This window comes from Actinoallomurus sp. CA-142502, assembly GCF_050936355.1.
Lineage (GTDB): Bacteria > Actinomycetota > Actinomycetes > Streptosporangiales > Streptosporangiaceae > Actinoallomurus > Actinoallomurus iriomotensis.
On sequence record NZ_JBNJMY010000001.1, the window covers coordinates 2,992,202 to 3,011,493 of the forward strand.

Consider the following 19,292-nt stretch of genomic DNA (forward strand, 5'->3'; position numbering starts at 1 on the left):
GCGACACCGTTGGCCGCGTGATCGAAGTGAGCGGACTGACGAAGCGCTATGGCCCGAAGACGGCCGTCAACGGACTCACCTTCACGGTGCGTCCGGGACACGTCACCGGGTTCCTCGGACCCAACGGCGCGGGCAAGAGCACCACGCTGCGGATGATCCTGGGACTGAACGAGCCGACCAGCGGAACCGCCGCCGTCGCCGGCCGCCCGTTCCGGGACCGCCCGCGCGGACTCCGGCACGTCGGCGCGCTGCTCGACGCCCATGACGTGCACGGCGGCCGCACCGCGTACGCGCACCTGTCCGCGCTGGCCCGCGGCAACCGGATCCCACGGCGCAGGGTCGAGGAGGTCCTGCGGGAGGTGGGCCTGGCCGAGGCGGCGCGCCGTCGCGTCGGCGGGTTCTCACTGGGCATGAGGCAACGGCTCGGCATCGCCACCGCTCTGCTCGGCGACCCGCCCGTGCTGTTGTTCGACGAGCCGATCAACGGGCTGGACCCCGAGGGCGTGCGATGGGTGCGCGGGCTGTTCCGCCGCCTGGCCGCCGAAGGGCGGACCGTGTTCGTCTCCAGCCACCTCATGAGCGAGATGGAGCACACGGCCGACCATCTCATCGTCATCGGCCGGGGCGAGCTGATCGCCGACGAGAGCCTGGCCGCGTTCGCGGCCCGCGGTACGCCCCAGAGTGTGACCGTGCGCACTCCCGACGTCGCCTCGCTGACGGCCGTCCTGACCGCCGAGGGAGCGTCCGTACGACCGGACGGGGACCAGGCGCTCACGGTCACCGGTCTGAGCGCCGCCCGCGTCGGCGAACTCGCCTTCCGGCACCGCGTGCCGCTGCACGAACTCGCCCCCCGCACCGCCTCGCTGGAGGAGGCGTTCATGGAACTCACCGCCGGCAGCGTCGAGTACCTCGCCGGAGACGTCCGATGACCGCGCCGGCCCTCACCGACCGCCCCGCCGTCGCCGAGCCTCGCGCCCGGTTCCGCGACCTCCTCGCCGCCGAGTGGACCAAGCTCTGGTCGCTCCGCTCGACCTACTGGACCCTGCTCCTCAGCGGGCTGGCCGTCATCGGGCTGAACGTGAACGCCGCCGTCGCCGACCACCACAACTGGCCGCGGTACGGCGCCGACATCCGCGCCATCTTCGTTCCGATCTGGGCGATGCGGGACGCTTTCACGCAGGTCGCCGGTCTGGTGCTCATGCTCGCCGCCGGAAGCGTCGGCGCGATCACGATCACGGGCGAGTACGGCACCGGACTGATCCGCACGACCTTCTCGGCCGTGCCGGACCGCCGTTCGCTGGTGACGGCGAAGCTGATCGACGTGACGGTGGTCATGCTCGGCTACGGAACGGTCGTCGCCGGAGCCTCCTTCTGGGCGACCCAGGCCATCCTGTCCGGCCGCCACGCAGGCCTCTCGATCGGCTACCCCGGAGCGTTCCAGGCGGTCGCGGCGTCGGCGGTGCTCGCACCGGTGTGCGCGCTCATCGGCATGGGCCTCGGCGCGATCATCCGGCACGGCGCGGCGACCATGGTGATCACCACCGCGGTGCTCCTGCTGCTGCCCTTCTGCTTCACCGACCACTACCGCTGGACGGCCGACATCGAGCACGTGCTTCCCGCGAGCGCCTGGCAGCGCCTGATCGACGTCGGCTACGGACGTTTCGGCTTCCCCGTGCGCCGGCCGACGACGACCACCGAGGCGTGGATCGCGTTGGCCCTCTGGGCGCTCGGCGCGGCGCTCGTCGCCATCACCGTCGTCCACCGCCGCGACGTGTGAACGATGGGCGCCACTCTCATCGTCACCAATGACTTTCCGCCGCGGATGGGCGGCATCGAGACGTTCGTCCACGAACTGGCGCGCCGGTTCCCGCCCGGCGAGGTGGTGGTCTACACGTCGCGTGAGCCGGGCGGGGAGCGGTTCGACGCCGGACTGCCGTTTCCCGTGGTACGGGATCGAGCCCGGACGCTGCTGCCGACGCCGGCGGTGGCCGCGACGGCGGCGGCGGTCGCGGACGAACACGGATGCGACCGGGTGTGGTTCGGTGCGGCCGCGCCGCTCGGCCTGCTCGCCGGGAGGCTCGGACTCCCCTCGGTGGCCACCACGCATGGGCACGAGGTCTGGTGGGCGTCCTTGCCCGGGTCGCGGCAGGTGCTGCGCCGGATCGGCGGCCAGGTGGGCACCGTCACCTACCTGACCGGGTACACGCGTCGGCGGATCGTCCGGGCCTTCGGCCGCCGGACGCGAACGACGCGGCTGGTCCCGGGCGTGGACACCTCGGTGTTCCGCCCGGACGCCGACACCTCCGGGATCAGGGAGCGCTACCGCCTGCGGGACCGGCCCGTCATCCTCAGCGTGTCACGGCTGGTCCCCCGCAAGGGGCAGGACCGGCTGATCCGGGCGCTGCCGCTGGTGCGGCGGGCGGTGCCGGACGCGACACTGCTGATCGTCGGGTCCGGCCCGTACGAGGACCGGCTGCGCCGGCTCGCGGGGGAGGGGGTCGTGTTCGCCGGGCCGCATCCGCACGAGGCGCTTCCGCCGTTCTACGCGGCGGCGGACGTGTTCGCCCTGCCGTGCCGGAGCCGGCTCGGCGGGCTGGAGGTCGAGGGGCTGGGAATCGTCTTCCTGGAGGCCGCCGCGGCCGGGCTTCCGGTCCTGGCGGGGGATTCGGGCGGCGTACCCGAAGCCGTCCGGGACGGCGAGACCGGGTACGTGGTGGACGGGCGTTCGGTGCCGGCCATCGCCGACCGGCTGGTCGAACTGCTCACCGCCCCCGGCGCGATGGGGGAGAAAGGCCGCGCCTGGGCCTGTGCGGAGTGGACCTGGGACCGTTCCTACGAGCGACTGCGCGACCTGCTGTCCCGTACGGACGGCACCTGACCGGACGGTGGCTCCGCGTTCATCTCCGCGGGGCGTGGCCGGACAGGCGACGGGTGAGCTCGGCGGAGGCCTCGCGGACGCGGGCGGCGATCTCGGGCCACTCCTCCTCCGCGCGGGCGTCGCGGCGGAACGTCACCGTCATCGCGGCGGCCGGGCGGCCGACGTGGTCGAAGCTGCACGCCGCGATGCTCGCGAAGCCCTCCGTCACGTGGCCGTCCTCGACCGCCCAGCCGCGCCGGGCGTCCTCGGCCAGGAGCCGGCGCAGCTCCCGCAGCGAACGGGGGCCCGCTCCGGTCCGGTTGACCAGCTCTCCGGGAACCAGGGCCCGCACCTGCGCGGTGGGCAGGTGCGCCAGCATCACGCGGCCGCTCGCGGTCAGGTACGCCGGCATCCGTACGCCCACGTCCGTGACCAGGGTCGCGTGGTGGCGGGGCTGCTCCTTCAGCAGGTACAGCGTCTCGGCCCCGTGCAGCACGCCGAGCTGGACGATCTCGCCGAGCCGGTCGACCAGGCGGACGAGGAGCGGGCGGGCCAGGCGCTCCAGCGGGCCCTGGCGCAGGTACGCCGAGCCGATCTCGAACGCGGTCACGCCGAGGCCCCACAACCGGTCTTCGGGCAGGTACGTGACGAAGCCGTCCTCGGCCATCGCGGTGAGCAGGTGGTACGTGCTGGAGCGCGGAAGGTCCAGCGAGCGGGCGATGGCCGAGGCGGCGAGGGGCCGCGCGGAGGAGGCCAGCAGGCGGAGCACGGCCATCACCCGCCGTGCCGCCGGCACCTGTTCGCCCGCCATACCTTCTAGTGTCTCGTATCTGAGACACATGCCGTCCACCCGGGGTGCGGGCACGGCACGCGGTCGCGTCCAATAGGGGTATGACGAACATCCCCGTCGGCACCGGCCCGCTCGCCTTCGGCGACGTGGTGGCGGTCGCCCGCCACGGCGCCGAGGTCACCCTCACCGACGAGGCCCTCAAGGCGATCGCCGAGGCCAGGGCGCACGTGGACGACCTCGCCTCCCGGCCCACGCCCGCGTACGGGATCTCCACCGGCTTCGGCGCGCTCGCCACCCGGCACATCCACGAGGAACTGCGGGCACGGCTCCAGGAGAACATCGTCCGCTCCCACGCCGCCGGGTCCGGGCCCGAGGTCGAGCGTGAGGTCGTCCGGGCGATGATGCTCCTGCGCCTCAGCACGCTCGCCACCGGCCGTACCGGCGTGCGCCCCGTCACCGCCGAGACCCTCGCCGCGCTGCTCAACGCCGGCATCACCCCGGTCGTGCACGAGTACGGCAGCCTCGGCTGCTCCGGCGACCTGGCCCCGCTCAGCCACGTGGCGCTCGCGCTGATCGGTGAGGGCGACGTCCGCGACGCCGACGGTGACAAGACCTCCGCGGCTCAGGCCCTGGCCGAGGCGGGCATCCAGCCCCTCACCCTCGTCGCCAAGGAGGGCCTGGCCCTGCTCAACGGCACCGACGGCATGCTCGGCATGCTCGTGCTGGCCATCGAGGACCTGCGCGCCCTGCTGCGCGCCGCCGACATCGGCGCCGCCATGAGCGTCGAGGCCCAGCTCGGCACCGACCGGGTCTTCGCCCAGGACCTGCAGGAGCTGCGGCCCCACCCCGGCCAGGCCGACAGCGCAGCCAACCTCCGCCGGCTCCTCAAGGACTCGGCGATCATGGAGTCGCACCGCGGGCCGCACTGCAACCGCGTCCAGGACGCCTACTCGCTGCGCTGCTCCCCGCAGGTGCACGGCGCGGCCCGCGACACTCTCGCCCACGCCTCTCTCGTCGCCGAGCGCGAGCTGGCCTCCGCCGTCGACAACCCCGTCGTGCTGCCGGACGGCCGGGTCGAGTCCAACGGCAACTTCCACGGCGCGCCCATCGCGTACGTGCTGGACTTCCTCGCCATCCCGGTCGCCGACGTCGCCTCCATGGCCGAGCGCCGTACCGACCGGATGCTGGACGTGGCCCGCTCGCACGGGCTCCCGGCGTTCCTGGCCGACGACCCGGGCGTCGACTCCGGCTACATGATCGCCCAGTACACCCAGGCCGCCGTGGTGAACGAGCTCAAGCGGCTCGCCGTGCCCGCCAGCGTCGACTCGATCCCCAGCTCGGCCATGCAGGAGGACCACGTCTCCATGGGCTGGGGCGGCGCCCGCAAGCTGCGCCGCGCCGTCGACGGCCTCACGCGGGTCGTCGCGATCGAGATCATGACCGCCGCCCGCGCCCTCGACCTGCGGGCGCCGCTGCGGCCCGGCCCGGCGACCGCCGCCGTCGTCGCCGCCCTGCGGACGGGCGTGCCCGGGCCCGGCCCGGACCGTCACGTCGCCCCCGAGATCGCCGCCGCCGTCGACCTGGTCCGCGACGGCTCCCTCGTCACCGCCGCCGAGTCCGTCGTCGGCCCCCTCGCGTAAAGGAGAGAACGCCATGGGTCCCCGTCCCGTACGCGCGCCGCGCGGCACGACACTGAGCGCCAAGGGCTGGCAGCAGGAGGCCGCCCTGCGGATGCTCATGAACAACCTCGACCCCGAGGTCGCCGAGCACCCCGACGAGCTGATCGTGTACGGCGGCTCGGGCCGCGCCGCGCGCTCGTGGGACGCCTTCGACGCGATGGTCCGCGCGCTGCGCGACCTGGAGGCCGACGAGACCCTCATGGTCCAGTCGGGCAAGCCGGTCGGCGTCTTCCGTACGCACGAGTGGGCGCCGCGGGTGCTCATCGCCAACTCCAACCTCGTGCCTCAGTGGGCGACGTGGGAGGAGTTCCGGCGGCTGGAGTCGCTCGGGCTGACCATGTACGGGCAGATGACCGCCGGCTCGTGGATCTACATCGGCACGCAGGGCATCCTCCAGGGCACGTACGAGACGTTCGCGGCGGTGGCGGCCAAGAGGTTCGGCGGCACCCTGGCCGGGACGATCACGCTGACCGCCGGGCTCGGCGGCATGGGCGGCGCCCAGCCCCTCGCGGTGACCATGAACGGCGGCGTCGCGATCTGCGTCGAGTGCGACCCCTCGCGCATCGACCGCCGGGTCGAGCACCGCTACTGCGACGTGCGCGCCGACAGCGTCGAGGAGGCGCTGCGGCTCGCGCAGGAGGCCAAGGAGGCCCGCCGGCCCCTGTCGATCGGCCTGCTCGGCAACGCCGCCGACATCGTGCCCGAACTCCTCGCGGCGGGCGCGCCCATCGACATCGTGACCGACCAGACCTCGGCGCACGACCCGCAGATGTACCTGCCGCGCGGCATCGCCTTCGAGGACATGGCCGACGCGCGCGAGAAGGACCCCGACGGCTTCGTCGCCAGGGCACGCGAGTCGATGGCCGCACACGTCGAGGCGATGGTCGGCTTCCAGGACGCCGGCGCGGAGGTCTTCGACTACGGAAACTCGATCCGCGGTGAGGCGCAGATCGCGGGCTACACACGCGCGTTCGACTTCCCCGGCTTCGTGCCGGCCTACATCCGGCCGCTCTTCTGCGAGGGCAAGGGCCCGTTCCGCTGGGCCGCCCTGTCCGGCGACCCGAAGGACATCGCCCGTACCGACAAGGCGATCCTCGACCTGTTCCCGGAGAACGAGCAGCTCGCCCGCTGGATCCGGATGGCGGGGGAGAAGGTGCACTTCCAGGGGCTGCCCGCGCGGATCTGCTGGCTCGGGTACGGCGAACGGGACCGGGCCGGGCTGGAGTTCAACAAGCTCGTGGAGAGCGGCGAGATCAGCGCCCCGATCGTGATCGGCCGCGACCACCTCGACTCGGGCAGCGTCGCCTCGCCGTACCGCGAGACGGAGGGAATGGCCGACGGCTCCGACGCGATCGCCGACTGGCCGCTGCTGAACGCCCTGGTCAACGCCTCCTCGGGCGCCTCCTGGGTGTCGATCCACCACGGCGGCGGCGTCGGCATCGGCCGGTCGATCCACGCGGGCCAGGTCTCGGTGGCGGACGGCACGCCGCTCGCCGCGCAGAAGCTGGAGCGCGTCCTCACCAACGACCCCGGCATGGGCGTCATCCGTCACGTCGACGCCGGGTACGACCGCGCGGCCGAGGTGGCCGCCGAACGTGCCGTACGGGTCCCGATGCGCGAGGCTTGAGCCATGGCGTTCGAAGACATGTGGGAGGCGTTGCGCCCCATCGGGCGGGCCGACGGCGGTGGCTACCGGCGGTTCTCCTGGACGGCGGCGGACCGGGAGTGCCGAGCGTGGTTCACCGAAGAGGCCCGGTCCCGTGGGCTGACGGTGGAGCGTGACCCGAACGGCAACCTGTTCGCCTGGTGGGACGCCGAGAAGAACACGGGCGCGAGCATGGGCGGCCTGATCGCGTCCGTGGCGAGCATCGCCGCGGACGCCATGACGGGCGACTTCCACGGGGAGCCGGTGACCGGACGCCGCGACGCCGTGCTGACCGGCAGCCACCTGGACTCCGTGCCCGACGGCGGCGCGTACGACGGGCCGCTGGGCGTCGTCTCGGCGTTCGCCGCGATCGACCTGCTGCGTGAGCGGGGCGCGACGCCCCGCCGGCCGATCGGCGTGGCCGTCTTCGCCGAGGAGGAGGGCGCCCGCTTCGGCGTCGCCTGCCTGGGGTCACGGCTCGCCACCGGGGCGATCGACCCGGCACGCGCGCGCGGCCTGCGCGACGCCGACGGCGTGACCTGGGGCGAGGCCATGGCCGCCGAAGGGTACGACCCCGAGGCGATCGGCCCCGACCCGCAGCTTCTGTCGCTCAACTGCTTCGTCGAACTGCACGTCGAACAGGGCCGGGCCCTGACCGCGCCGGTCGGGCTGGCGAGCGCGATCTGGCCGCACGGGCGGTGGCGCTTCGACTTCACCGGGGAGGCCGACCACGCGGGCACCACCCGGCTCGCCGACCGCCGCGACCCGATGCTGCCGTTCGCCCGTACGGTGCTCGCCGCCCGCGAGGCCGCGGCTCGGCACGACGCCGTCGCGACCGTGGGCAAGGTGCGGGTCACGCCGAACGGGGTCAACGCCATCCCGTCGTCGGTGGCGGCCTGGCTCGACGCCCGCGCACCGTCCGAGGAGGCCGTGCGCGCGACCGTGGCGGACGTCCGTGCCGCCGCGCGGGAGGCCGCCGGGCGCGACCGCGTCGACGTGTCGCTGAGCGAGGAGTCCTACACCGAGGTGGTGGACTTCCACGCCGACCTGCGCGACCGGCTGGCCAAGACGCTCGGCGACCCGCCGGTGCTGCCGACCGGCGCCGGCCACGACGCCGGCATTCTCTCCGCGCATCTGCCGACCGCGATGCTGTTCGTGCGCAACCCGACCGGCGTCTCCCACGCGCCGGCCGAACACGCCGAACTCACCGACTGCCTGGCGGGCGTGGAGGCGCTCGCGGACGTACTGGACGAGCTGGCGTGCCGGTGAGATATCACGCCGCGCACGCGTGGCTGGACGGCGCGGTCGTCGCGGACGTACTGCTGGAGGTCGAAGGAACGCGCTTCACGTCGGTCGTCTCCGGCGTGCCCGCGCCCCCGGACGCCGTACGGCTGGCCGGGCTCACGCTGCCGGGCCTGGCGAACGCGCACTCGCACGCGTTCCACCGGGCCCTGCGGGGGCGCGTACAGGCGTCGCGGGGCACCTTCTGGACGTGGCGTTCGCAGATGTACACGGTGGCCGCGCGCCTGGACCCGGACAGCTACTTCGCGCTCGCCCGCGCGGTGTACGCGGAGATGGCACTTGCCGGGATCAGCTGCGTGGGGGAGTTCCACTATCTCCACCACGGGCCGGGCGGGGTGCCGTACCGGGACGCCAACGCCATGTCCGCGGCGCTGCTGGCGGCCGCCGAGGAAGCGGGCGTGCGGATCACCCTGCTCGACGCGTGCTACCTGACCGGCGGCATCGGCGACCCGCTGCTGGGGCCGCAGCTGCGGTTCGGCGACGGGACGGCGTCGGCGTGGGCCTCCCGGGTGTCGGCGCTGCGGCCGGGCGAGCACGCCCGCGTCGGCGCCGCGATCCACTCCGTACGGGCCGTGCCGCGCCGTGAGCTGGGCGAGGTCGCCGAGTGGGCGGCCTCACACGCGGCGCCGCTCCACGTGCACCTGTCGGAACAACCGGCCGAGAACGCCGCGTGCCTGGAGGCCTACGGCCGGACGCCGGCGGCCCTGCTGGCCGAGACCGGCGCGCTGGGACGGCGGACGGTGGCCGTGCACGCGACCCACCTGACCGCCTCGGACGTGACCCTGCTGGGCGGTACGCGCACGGGTGTGTGCATGTGCCCGACGACCGAACGCGACCTGGCCGACGGCATCGGCCCGGCCCGCGCCCTGACCGACGCCGGTTCGCCGCTGTCGCTGGGCTCGGACCAGCACGCGATGATCGACCTGTTCGAGGAGGCACGAGCGGTCGAACTGGACGAACGCCTGCGCACCCGCGAGCGAGGCCACTGGACCGCCGCCGAACTCCTCACCGCCGCCACCGCGGACGGCCACGCGGCACTGGGCTGGCCGGAGGCGGGCCGCCTCGCCCCGGGCGCGTACGCGGACCTGGTCACGGTGACGCGCGACTCGATCCGCCTGGCGGGCGCGGCCCCGGACCACCTGGCCGAGTCCGTGGTCTTCGCCGCGTCCCCCGCCGACGTGCGGGATGTGGTCGTCTCCGGCCGCCAGGTCGTCCGCGACGGTCACCATCTCCTCGTGAAAGACGTACCCGCCGCCCTGACCGAGTCGATCGCCGCGGTGACGGGTTGACCAGGCGAGCCGTGCGGGCGCCGGTGAACGGAGTCGCCGAGGGAGCGCGCTTCCGGCCTCCGATTCCGCCTACGGCGGCCCGACGGACAGGTGAGTGCTATCGCGTGTGCGGTTTCACGCTGCCGAATTCGTGAGCGCCGCCAGGTGAGATCGACCGGGTGCGGCGGCCGGTGCCGCCCAGCACGACCCAGACTCCGGGCTCGATCTCGCGGGACCGGGTGCGGATCTCGTCGCCGAGGTCCTGCGGCCACCGGGTGTCGGCCGACCAGCGGACCGCTCTGAGCCGGGCCTCGGTGAGGTCCGCTCCGGTGAGGTCGGCGCCGGTCAGGTCCGCGCCCACGGCGTCGGCCCGGACCAGGCGGGCGCGGCCGAGCCGCGCTCCGGCGAGGTTCGCGCGGGCGAGGCGGGCGCCCGTCAGGTCGGCGCCGGTCAGCTCGGCCGGTGCCAGGTCGGCACCGGACAGGTCGGCCCCGGTGAGGTCGGCGCCGGTGAGGTCCGCGCCGGCGAGGTTGGCCCGGGCCAGGTTGGCGAACAGCAGGTCGGCGCGGGTCAGGTTCGCGCTCATCAGCTGCGCGCGCGTCAGGCGGGCGCCCGCGAGGTTCGCCCGGAGGAGGTTCGCCGAGATCAGGTCGGCGTCGGTCAGCGTCGCGCCGGTCAGGTCCCGTCCGGTCAGGTCGGCGCCGATGAGGTTCGCGCCGGTCAGGTCCCTGGCGACCAGGTCGACGCCGACGAGGTTCGCGCCCGGGACGGGGGGGAGCATGTCGGGCGTACGGTGTCTGCCGAGGTGAACGTCGGCCGTGGCCTGGGCTCCCGCGGCGATCAGGAGCCGCGCCCACCAGGGTGAGACGGTCAGATGCACGCAGGGCCGCAGCGGCCGGGCCGCCGCGACGAGTCTGGCGGCCATACGCCTAGCGTCGTCGGTCATCCGCGGCCCCCTCTCGTGCCGGTGTCGTGCATCTCACTCGCAGAAGATACGGCCTTTGGGGCCCCTCGGAGGCCCGGTCCCGTTCGCCGACGGCGATCGTGCTCACGGCGGCCATGCCGCCGCCAGCGAAACGAGCCCGGCGGCGGGTCCGCCCGCACGCATCGACTCCCGCCGCCACGCCATTCGCCGAACCCGGACTCGTCGAACTCCTCGTGTCGGGGTGTCGAGGGCCGGGCGCGTACGGGTTCGTGGACGGCCGTACGACCGGTGACGGCATCAACGGCGCCGTCGGCGGTGGTCGCGGTCAGGTCCGTACGCCACCCGGCAGCGGCCGCCGTGATGCGGAAGCCGTCCGGTAGCCGTGGGGGGCGGATGCTGGGCGCGCCGCGAGATCCGTCGTGCCTTCCGGGCACTTCCGCTGGTGGGCGTGCGCGTTCCGGGCGAGGACGGCGGGTGCCCTCGGCGACTCCGGGCAGTGTGGTCGTCGGCCGGCGGGGCCCGGGAACGGGGTGGCACGGCATAGGCTCGCCGCGAGATGCGTGTGGCGATGCTCGGGCCCCTGCGGGTCCGCGACGGGGACGGCCGGCCGGTCGAGATCGGTGGGGCTCGGCTGCGGCTGTTGCTGATCCGGCTGGCGCTCGATCCCGGGCGCGTCGTCACGGCCGACCGGCTCGCCGACGACCTGTGGGGAGACGGTGCGCCCGCCGATCCGGCCGGGGCGCTGCAGACGCTCGTCGCGCGGCTGCGGCGGGCCCTTCAAGGCGAGCGTGCCCGCCTTGTGTCGCATCCGGCCGGTTACCTGCTCGACGTCGCGCCCGCGGACGTCGACGTCCTGGCGTTCGAGCGGGCCGCGGCGGACGGCCGTGCCGCGCTGGCGGCCGGTGAGCACGCTCAGGCGGCGGAGCTGCTCCGTGGCGGCCTGGACCTGTGGCACGGGACGCCCCTCGCCGACGCCGCCGGGGCGCGGTTCGCCCTCGCGCCCGCCGCGCGGCTCGAAGAGACCCGTCTCACCATGGTCGAGGACCTTCTCGCCGCCGACCTGGCCCGGCGGGCGCCCACGGCCATCGGTGAGATCGAGGCCCTCGCCCGTGAGCATCCCACGCGGGAACGCCTGCACGCCCGGCTCATCCACGCGCTGCGCGCCGCCGACCGGCGGGCCGAGGCGCTGGAGGCGTACGAGCGCGTCCGGCGGGAACTGGCCGACCGGCTCGGCGTCGACCCCGGGCCCGAGCTCCGCGAGGCGCACCTCGCGGCGCTCCGCGAGGAGAACCGCCGCGGCGTGCCCGCGCGGGCGACCAGCTTCGTCGGCCGCGAGACGGAGCTGGCGCGGGTCCGTGACCTGCTGAACACGCACCGGCTCGTCACGATCACCGGGTTCGGCGGCACGGGCAAGACCCGCCTGGCCCTGGAGGCGGCCGACGCGGCGGCGACGTCCGTACGGCTGGTCGAACTCGGGTCGGTCGCCGACCCGGCACGCGTCGTGCCGGCGGTCACCGCGGCGGTCGGCGACGGCGACCTGTTCGGGAGCGGCGCGGACCGTACGCCGCTCGAGCGCCTCGGTTCCATGCTCGCCGGGCACGACCTGCTCCTCGTCCTCGACAACTGCGAGCACGTCGTCGACGCCGCCGCCCGCCTCGCCGAGCATCTCCTCGCCGCGGCGCCGGGCGTCACGATCCTCGCCACGAGCCGGGAGCCCCTCGCCATCGCGGGCGAGGCGTTGGTACCGCTGGCGCCGCTCGGCCTGGACGGGCCCGCCGTCGCGCTCTTCGCCGACCGTGCCCGTGCGGTACGGCCCGGCTTCACCGCCGACGACGCGGTGACCGGGATCTGCCGTGAGCTGGACGGCATCCCGCTGGCGATCGAGCTGGCCGCCGCGCGGCTGCGGTCGATGACGCTCGGGCAGCTCGCCGAGCGGATCGGCGACCGGTTCGGGCTGCTGGAGCGCGGCAGCCGCACGTCGCTGCCGCGCCACCGTACGCTGCGGGCGGTCGTGGACTGGAGCTGGGACCTGCTCGACGACGCCGAGCGCGCGGTGCTCCGCCGGCTGTCGGTCTTCCTCGGCGGCGCCACGGTGGAGGCCGTCACCGAGGTCTGCGCGCCCGCGACCGAGCCTCTCGACCTGCTCGCCGGACTGGTCGACAAGTCGCTGCTCATCATGGCCGAGACCGACCAGGACGTCCGGTACCGGATGCTGGAGACCGTCCGCGAGTACGCCGGGGAACGGCTGGAGGAGTCGGGGGAGGCCGAGCGCGTACGGGAGGCGCACGCCGCGTACTTCCTGGCCCGCGCCGAGACCGCCGAACCCCGGTTGCGCGGCCCCGGGCAGCTCGCCTGGCTGGCGCGCCTGGACGCCGAGCAGGGCGACCTGGACGCCGCGCTCGGACACGCGATCGGCCGCGGCGACCACGGGCGGGCGCTGCGCCTCATGGCCGCGCGCACCTGGGCCTGGCTCATCCGCGGGCGGCGGCGTGAGGCGGGCGAGTGGGCGCGGGCGGTCCTGGCGGCCGTCGGCGACGAGCCTCCGCCCGGCCACGAACCGGACCACGCCATCTGCCTGCTCATCGCGCCCCACCCCGATCCGGCCCGGGTGAAGCGCGCGCTGGAGGTGACCCGGCGCTCCGACCGGCCCGCCGCGCTCGCGGCGTGGACGATGGCGAGCGGCTACTCGGACGGGCCGGAGACGATCCGCGCACGTGCCGAGGAGGCGATCGAGCGGTTCGGCGCGGCCATCGACCCCTGGCTGCGGGCCATGGCCGACATGGCGTACGGGGTGGTCGAGTTCGAGTACGTCGCCGGAGGCGCGGCGAGGGCCGAGGAACGGCTCCGCGCCGCCCTCGACGGCTTCACGGCCGCGGGCGACCGGTGGGGCCAGGCGGTCACGCTGTTCGCGCTGGGCAACGTGCTGGCCAACCGCGGCTCGTGGCCGGAGACCGTGCGCGCCCTCGAACGCGCCCATGCCCGCGCCGCCGAGGTGGGCGGCGCGGAGGAGATCCCGGCCCCGATGATATTGCTGGTCCGGCTCGGCGAGGCGCGGATGCGGGCCGGCGACCGGGACGGCGCGCGGGCCGATCTGGAGCGCGCGCTGACCGCGGCCGAGCGCGGCGCCGACCCGATCGCGCTCGCCCGGGTGCGGCGCGCCCTCGGCGATCTCGCGTACGCCGAGGGCGACATCGCCGAGGCCGTGAGCTGGACGAGGGCCGCGCTGGCCGGGGGGTGCGACGCGCCGCCGCAGTTCGTCGCGCTGCTGCACATGTCGGGGGCGCTCGCCGAGGCCGCCCTCGGTGAGCACGGGCGCGCCGACGAACTGCGCGCCCGCGCCCTCACACTGATCGCTGACACGGGCGACGACGTGGCCCGTGCGAGCGTCCTGGAGGAGGCCGCCGCGTGGTGCGCCGACCCGGCCGATGCCGTGGCGGTCCTGGCCGCCGCCCGTAAGCTGCGGGGCATCGAGGACACCGGCGACCCCGGTGTGCGCTCCCTGCTCGCCCGCTGCCGCGCCGAGCTGGGGGAGGAGGCGTTCGCCGTCGCCTGGGAGCGCGCTCTCGCCGACCCGGAGGCGTTCGCCGCTCAGGCCAGTGCCCGCAGGTAGTCGTCGACCGGCGCGTCGTAGACTCCGATGTAGCCGTCGGGACGTACGAGCACCAGGCCGTCGGTGCCGTATGCGCGGTGCGCGTGTCCCGCCGCGTCGACCAGGTCGGCGCCGTCGTCGCCGACCGTGTAGGCGCGGACGGCGGCTCCGTATCGCTCGTTCACCCGGGCGACCGTCTCCGCGTGCCCCTCCCCGAAGGCCAGCAGCGTGAAGTGCGGGCCGCGGAAGACGTCGAACAGGCGTCCCTCCCGCAGCGGTGCGTCCGGCGCCCGCTCCCCGGCCTTCCCGCCGCCCACCGACAGCGAGGCGCCGGGATAGCCGATGCCGAGCTGATCGGTCTCCCCGCCGCGGCGGTACGCCTCGGCCTGGCGCTCGGCCATTCCCCGGTACAGCCGGGTGCTGAGGCCGAGCACGCCGGCGGCGACCGGGAGCCGCTCCTCCTCGTAGGTGTCCAGCGCCCGCTCGGCGGCCAGCTTCCAGCCGAGGTTGTAGGCGTCCTGGACGCCGGTGTTGAGGCCCTGGCCGCCGGCGGGGGAGTGCACGTGCGCGGCGTCCCCGGCCAGGAAGACCCGGCGGTCACGGAACCGCTCGGCCATCCGGATGTTGACCCGGTAGACCGACGCCCACCCGACCTCGCGCAGCCGGACGTCCGACACCTCCGAGACGATCTTCTGGAACGTCGGGAGCGTCAGTTCCGGCGTGTCGGTGCCGATGAGCGGGGCGGTGAGCTGGAAGTCCTCGGTGCCCGGCAGCGGGCAGAGAGCGAAGTGCGGCGTCCGGCTCGCCGTGTCGCCCCAGAAGTGCCAGTGGTCCCGGTCCACGTCGTCGGTACGGACGTCGGCGATGAGCATCCGCTCGGTCTCGTGCGTCTCGCCCGCGAACCCGATGCCGAGCCGTTTGCGCACCACGCTCCGGCCGCCGTCCGCGCCGACGAGGTAGGCCGTGCGGATCCGTTCGCCGCCGGCGAGCACGGCCGTCACCCCGTCATCGTCCTGTTCGAAGTCGATCAGCTCGCCCCGCTCGACCCGCCCGCCGAGCTCGGCCAGCCGGTCGCGCAGGATCTGCTCCGTCCGCCACTGCGGGAGCATCGGGGCCGTGGGATACGGCACCTCCGGAGTCGGCTCCTTCGGTTCGTGCATTCGGCCCTCCCAGACGACCTCGCCGCCCGCGTACGAGCGCAGCGGCGGGTACGGCGCGCCGGCCGTCAGGACGGCGTCCAGCACGCCGAGGTCGTCGAAGACCTCCAGCGTGCGGGGCTGCAGGCCCTTGCCGCGCGACCCGGCGGGCCGCTCCTTCTCGATGATCCGGAAGTCGGCGCCCCGCCGCGCGAGGTCGCACGCCAGCGTCAGCCCGGTCGGCCCGGCGCCGACGATCAGTACTCGTGTCTCGTTCATGGCCCGTACGGTGCCGGGCGCCGCTGTCAGCTCACCGGCATCCCGCTGTCAGCCGGACGCCGTCGAGTATCAGCCGCAGGCCGTGCTCGAAGTGCTGCTCCGGATGGGGCGCGGTCAGGTCGTCCGCGGCGGCGACGAGGTTGGGGTGCCGCACCGGGTCGAGGGCGGCCGTCAGGCGCTCCGTGGCCTCGGCGCCGCCGTCGGGCAGCCCCGCGGCGAGCTGCTCCTCGATGACGTGGCCGACGACGAAGTAGTTGAGCGTGTCCACCGCCCACAGGGCGTCCCGGCCGCTCAGCCCGGCCTCCCGCAACAGGCCGGCCATGGTCTCGCCGTACGCCAGGGCGTTCGGGAGCGGAAAGAACACGCCGGAGAACACCCGGGCGCCGTCGCGACGCGACAGCAGCGCCCGGCGGAGGCGGCGGGCCAGCTCGGCGGCCCGCTCGTGCCAGGGCGGGCGCGTGTCCAGGTCCTCGGTCAGACCGGCGAGCATCGCCTCGGCCATGGCCTCCAGCAGGGCCTGCTTGCTGGGGAAGTGCCAGTACGTCGCGCCGTTCTTGACGCCCAGCGCGGTGGCGAGCCGGCGCATGGTCAGGCCGTCGAGGCCGACCTCGTCGAGCAGGTCCAGGGCGGCCGTCAGCACGTGGTCGCGGGTCAGCCGCATGGCGCCGTCCTCTCGGATTTCACGTTGACAGACGCGAACAGTATGCCGCAGACTTCAACGCCGTTGAAGTTTAACACTGTTGAAGTATCTGGGGAGGGCACATGCGCCGGGTCTGTTTCCGCTCGTACGGCGGGCCGGAGGTGCTCAAGACCGAGGACGCGCCGCGGCCGGAGCCGGGCGAGGGCGAGCTGCTGGTCGAGGTCGGCGCGGTCGGCGTGACGTACCCGGTCGTACGCCTCACCCGCCGGCCCGACGTCGCGCTGCCGCACGTGCCCGGCGGCGATGTCGTCGGCCGCGTGGTGGCGGCCGGGCCGGGGCTGGCCGAGCGGGTGGGCGAGCGGGTCGCGGCGCTCGCGTTCGACGGGGCGTACGCCGAGCTGGCGGTCGTTCCGGCGATGTTCGCGTTCCCGGTGCCGGACGCGGTGGACGACGCCGGGGCGGTCGGGCTCGTCCGCGGTGGGCAGGTCGCGCTGGGCGCCCTGCGCGCCGGCGCGGTACACGCGGGGGAGTCCGTGGTGGTCACCGGCGCGGCCGGAGGCGTGGGGCACCTCGCGGTCCAGCTCGCACGGGAGCTCGGCGCCGCGCGGGTGGTGGCGGCCGTGGGCGACCGGGCCAAGGCCGGGTTCGTCCGCGACCTCGGGGCCGACGAGGTCGTCACCTACGACGAGGAGTGGGGTGCGCCCGCCGACGTCGTGGTCGACGGGGTGGGCGGCGACGTGCAGGCGGCGGCGCTGCGAGCGCTGGCCCCGCTCGGCCGGCTCGTCGCGTACAGCGGGGCGGGGCGGCCCGTGGACGTGAACGAGCTGCGGGCGCACGGGCGGTCCGTCGTGGGCTTCGCCATGCGGCCGTTCGTGGCGGGACGGCCGGAGGCGTACGCGCGGCAGCGGGAGGAGCTGTGGGACCTGTACGCGCGTGAGCGACTGATCGTGGGCGTGCACCGGACGCTGCCCCTGGAGGAGGCCGCCGAGGCGCACCGGATCATCGAGCGCCGCGAGAACCGGGGCCGGGTCCTGCTGCGCCCCTGACGTCTCGGATCCGAGACGGCGCGTGCGGCGCGGGGGTGCCGCCGCCCGCGCCGCCGGTGAAATGCTGGCGGCGTGAGCACCGTGATCACGAACATCGGCGAACTGGCCGGGGCGGCCGAGGACCGCTGGCTGATGGAGGACGCCGCGCTGGTCATCGACGGCGGGCACATCGCCTGGGCGGGTCCGTCGCGGCGGGCGCCCGCCGCCGACGAGGCGTACGACGCGGGCGGGCGCGCGGTCCTGCCCGGATTCGTGGACTCCCACGCGCACCTGGTGTTCGCGGGGGAGCGGGCCGAGGAGTTCGCCGCCCGGATGAGCGGCCGCCCGTACGCCGCCGGAGGCATCCGCACCACCGTCGAGCGGACGCGCGCGGCGTCCGACGACGAGCTGCGGGCCAACGTGCGGCGCCTCGTCGCGGAGATGGCCCGGCAGGGCACGACGACGGTCGAGTGCAAGTCCGGCTACGGCCTCACCGTCGAGCAGGAGGAGCGGGCCGTGCGCATCGCGGCCTCGCTGGTGGACGAGGTGACCTTCCTCGGCGCCCACGTGGTGCCGGCGGACACCGACCCGGCCGAGTACGTGCGGCTCGTCACCGGGCCGATGCTGGCGGCGTGCGCGCCGTACGCGCGGTTCGTCGACGTCTTCTGCGAACGCGGGGCGTTCGACGCGGACCAGACGCGGGAGATCCTGACCGCCGGGCGCGCGGCCGGGCTGGTGCCGCGGCTGCACGCGAACCAGCTCGGGCACGGGCCGGGCGTGGCCATCGCGGTGGAGTTCGACGCCGCCTCGGCCGACCACTGCACCTTCCTGTCCGAAGAGGACGTCGCCGCCCTGGCGGGCTCGCGGACGGTGGCGACGCTCCTGCCGGCGGTGGAGTTCTCCACGCGCCAGCCGTACCCGGACGCCCGCGCGCTCATCGACGCCGGGGCGGACGTCGCGCTGGCCACCGACTGCAATCCGGGCTCGTGCTACTCCTCCAGCATGGCCTTCTGCGTCGCCCTGGCCGTACGGGAGATGCGGATGACGCCGGAGGAGGCCGTGCGCGCGGCGACCGAGGGCGGGGCGAAGGCGCTGCGCCGGACGGACGTCGGGCACCTGCGCCCCGGTGCACGTGCGGACGTGCTGATACTGGACGCGCCGTCACACATCCATCTCGCCTATCGGCCGGGGGTTCCGCAGGTGGCGCGCGTATGGCGCAATGGCCGGGCGGTGGAATTTCGGCACGGGAATTTGTCCTAAAAACAATCGATAGGGCTTTCTGTCCGCTGTTCGGGGAAGTATTCGCCGACGTCAGGGCCTTTCTCGGCCACCGTTGGGCGTTGACTGATCACCAATCGTCATCCACTGTTGTCAGTGCACTGGCCCTAGCCCCTCGGGAGTCCATGATGCGCGACCTTGATCGTTCGCGGCCTCAGGCGGACCGGTATCGGTTGTTCCCGACCTGAGCGTACGTTCTTACGCCGCCGGTAGAAATCTGCCGGACGAAAGGCTTGATCTCGTCCGGACGAAACGACTATGCCATGAGGCGAAAAAGTGATCAGCATTCTCATCGTCGAGAATATGAACCTTGTCAGAGGCGGCCTTGTCGCCTTACTTTCCGGACATCCGGACATGGAGGTGGCGGCCGCGCTGGAGTCGGCGGACAAGGCGCTCCCGACCGCCCTCGAACTCGAACCCGACGTCGTCATACTCGGGGCGGACATGGACGACGGCTTCGCCGTGGTCCGGTCCCTCCACGAGGAGTTGCGGTCCTGCGCGACCGTGATCATGGCGAACCGCCGCCGTCCGGGCGACCTGCGGCGGGCCGTCGCCGCGGGCGTGACGGGCTTCCTGCTCATCGACACGCCGCCGGCCGACCTGGCCGACGCGGTCCGCCGCGTCGCCCAGGGCGAGCGGGTGATCGACTCGGAGCTGGCGTTCGCCGCGCTCCACCGCCCGGAGAGCCCGCTGACCGAGCGCGAGGTGGACGTGCTGCGGCTGGCCGCCCAGGGCGCGTCGTCGGCGGAGATCGCGGGTCACCTGTTCCTGTCGGTCCGCACGGTCCGCAACCACATCTCGCGGATCATCGGCAAGATCGGCGCCCGCAACCGCGTCGACGCCATCCGCATCGCCGACGACGCCGGCTGGCTCTGACGC

Annotated in this window: 15 protein-coding genes; 11 read left to right on the top strand and 4 right to left on the bottom strand. The window is 74.3% G+C overall.

Going from position 1 to position 19,292, the window contains the following annotated elements:
- Window positions 1-17 precede the first annotated feature (17 nt).
- Genes ACQEV1_RS14610 through ACQEV1_RS14620 form a run of 3 tightly spaced genes read left to right on the top strand, consistent with a single transcriptional unit; the run spans window position 18 to window position 2,878 of the window.
- Window positions 18-929: an ABC transporter ATP-binding protein gene (locus ACQEV1_RS14610; RefSeq protein WP_433394327.1), complete on the top strand. Its 912-nt coding sequence runs from the start codon at window positions 18-20 to the stop codon at window positions 927-929.
- A complete protein-coding gene (locus tag ACQEV1_RS14615; protein WP_433394329.1) occupies window positions 926-1,777 on the top strand; it encodes a hypothetical protein in 852 nt (283 codons plus the stop codon). Before ACQEV1_RS14610 ends, ACQEV1_RS14615 begins: the two co-directional genes overlap by 4 nt.
- Before the next feature lie 3 nt (window positions 1,778-1,780).
- Window positions 1,781-2,878 (top strand): glycosyltransferase family 4 protein, encoded by a 1,098-nt coding sequence (locus tag ACQEV1_RS14620; RefSeq protein WP_433394331.1) that lies wholly within the window; start codon window positions 1,781-1,783, stop codon window positions 2,876-2,878.
- Between the two features lie 19 nt (window positions 2,879-2,897).
- Here ACQEV1_RS14620 and ACQEV1_RS14625 read toward each other — a convergent pair whose 3' ends face one another.
- Window positions 2,898-3,668 carry an IclR family transcriptional regulator gene (locus ACQEV1_RS14625; protein ID WP_285569889.1) on the bottom strand — a complete coding sequence of 257 codons (771 nt, stop codon included), beginning with the start codon at window positions 3,666-3,668 and terminating at the stop codon, window positions 2,898-2,900.
- 80 nt (window positions 3,669-3,748) lie between these two features.
- Between ACQEV1_RS14625 and hutH the strand changes: the two genes are divergently transcribed.
- From hutH to ACQEV1_RS14645, 4 genes are read left to right on the top strand one after another with little or no spacing between them, the layout of a single operon-like run.
- The gene (gene hutH, locus ACQEV1_RS14630; RefSeq protein WP_433394334.1) at window positions 3,749-5,287 is read left to right on the top strand and encodes a histidine ammonia-lyase; all 1,539 of its coding nucleotides are present in this window, start codon (window positions 3,749-3,751) and stop codon (window positions 5,285-5,287) included.
- A 13-nt stretch (window positions 5,288-5,300) separates the two neighbouring features.
- Entirely contained in the window at window positions 5,301-6,953 is a 1,653-nt protein-coding gene (gene hutU, locus ACQEV1_RS14635) for a urocanate hydratase (RefSeq protein WP_285618101.1), read from the top strand.
- Window positions 6,954-6,956: 3 nt separating this feature from the next.
- Entirely contained in the window at window positions 6,957-8,240 is a 1,284-nt protein-coding gene (locus ACQEV1_RS14640) for an allantoate amidohydrolase (RefSeq protein ID WP_433394336.1), read from the top strand.
- Window positions 8,237-9,562 carry a formimidoylglutamate deiminase gene (locus tag ACQEV1_RS14645; protein ID WP_433405903.1) on the top strand — a complete coding sequence of 442 codons (1,326 nt, stop codon included), beginning with the start codon at window positions 8,237-8,239 and terminating at the stop codon, window positions 9,560-9,562. Before ACQEV1_RS14640 ends, ACQEV1_RS14645 begins: the two co-directional genes overlap by 4 nt.
- Before the next feature lie 97 nt (window positions 9,563-9,659).
- Here ACQEV1_RS14645 and ACQEV1_RS14650 read toward each other — a convergent pair whose 3' ends face one another.
- The gene (locus ACQEV1_RS14650) at window positions 9,660-10,466 is read right to left on the bottom strand and encodes a pentapeptide repeat-containing protein (RefSeq protein ID WP_433394338.1); all 807 of its coding nucleotides are present in this window, start codon (window positions 10,464-10,466) and stop codon (window positions 9,660-9,662) included.
- A gap of 556 nt (window positions 10,467-11,022) precedes the next feature.
- Between ACQEV1_RS14650 and ACQEV1_RS14655 the strand changes: the two genes are divergently transcribed.
- The gene (locus ACQEV1_RS14655; RefSeq protein ID WP_433394340.1) at window positions 11,023-14,076 is read left to right on the top strand and encodes a BTAD domain-containing putative transcriptional regulator; all 3,054 of its coding nucleotides are present in this window, start codon (window positions 11,023-11,025) and stop codon (window positions 14,074-14,076) included.
- Here ACQEV1_RS14655 and ACQEV1_RS14660 read toward each other — a convergent pair.
- Window positions 14,055-15,470, bottom strand: a complete 1,416-nt coding sequence (locus tag ACQEV1_RS14660; protein ID WP_433394342.1) for an FAD-dependent monooxygenase — start codon at window positions 15,468-15,470, stop codon at window positions 14,055-14,057. The genes ACQEV1_RS14655 and ACQEV1_RS14660 overlap by 22 nt on opposite strands.
- 31 nt (window positions 15,471-15,501) lie before the next feature.
- Complete coding sequence (locus tag ACQEV1_RS14665; protein ID WP_433394344.1) at window positions 15,502-16,131, bottom strand: TetR/AcrR family transcriptional regulator C-terminal domain-containing protein; 630 nt, start codon at window positions 16,129-16,131, stop codon at window positions 15,502-15,504.
- A gap of 101 nt (window positions 16,132-16,232) precedes the next feature.
- On the opposite strand from ACQEV1_RS14665, the gene ACQEV1_RS14670 reads away from it, so the two are divergent.
- The 3 genes from ACQEV1_RS14670 (at window position 16,233) to ACQEV1_RS14680 (ending at window position 19,289) form a co-directional block, all read left to right on the top strand.
- Window positions 16,233-17,156, top strand: a complete 924-nt coding sequence (locus ACQEV1_RS14670; RefSeq protein ID WP_433394346.1) for a quinone oxidoreductase family protein — start codon at window positions 16,233-16,235, stop codon at window positions 17,154-17,156.
- Between the two features lie 72 nt (window positions 17,157-17,228).
- Window positions 17,229-18,395: an imidazolonepropionase gene (gene hutI, locus ACQEV1_RS14675; RefSeq protein ID WP_285569860.1), complete on the top strand. Its 1,167-nt coding sequence runs from the start codon at window positions 17,229-17,231 to the stop codon at window positions 18,393-18,395.
- A gap of 294 nt (window positions 18,396-18,689) precedes the next feature.
- On the top strand, window positions 18,690-19,289 hold the full coding sequence (locus ACQEV1_RS14680) for a response regulator transcription factor (RefSeq protein ID WP_285569857.1): 600 nt from the start codon (window positions 18,690-18,692) through the stop codon (window positions 19,287-19,289).
- Window positions 19,290-19,292 lie beyond the last annotated feature (3 nt).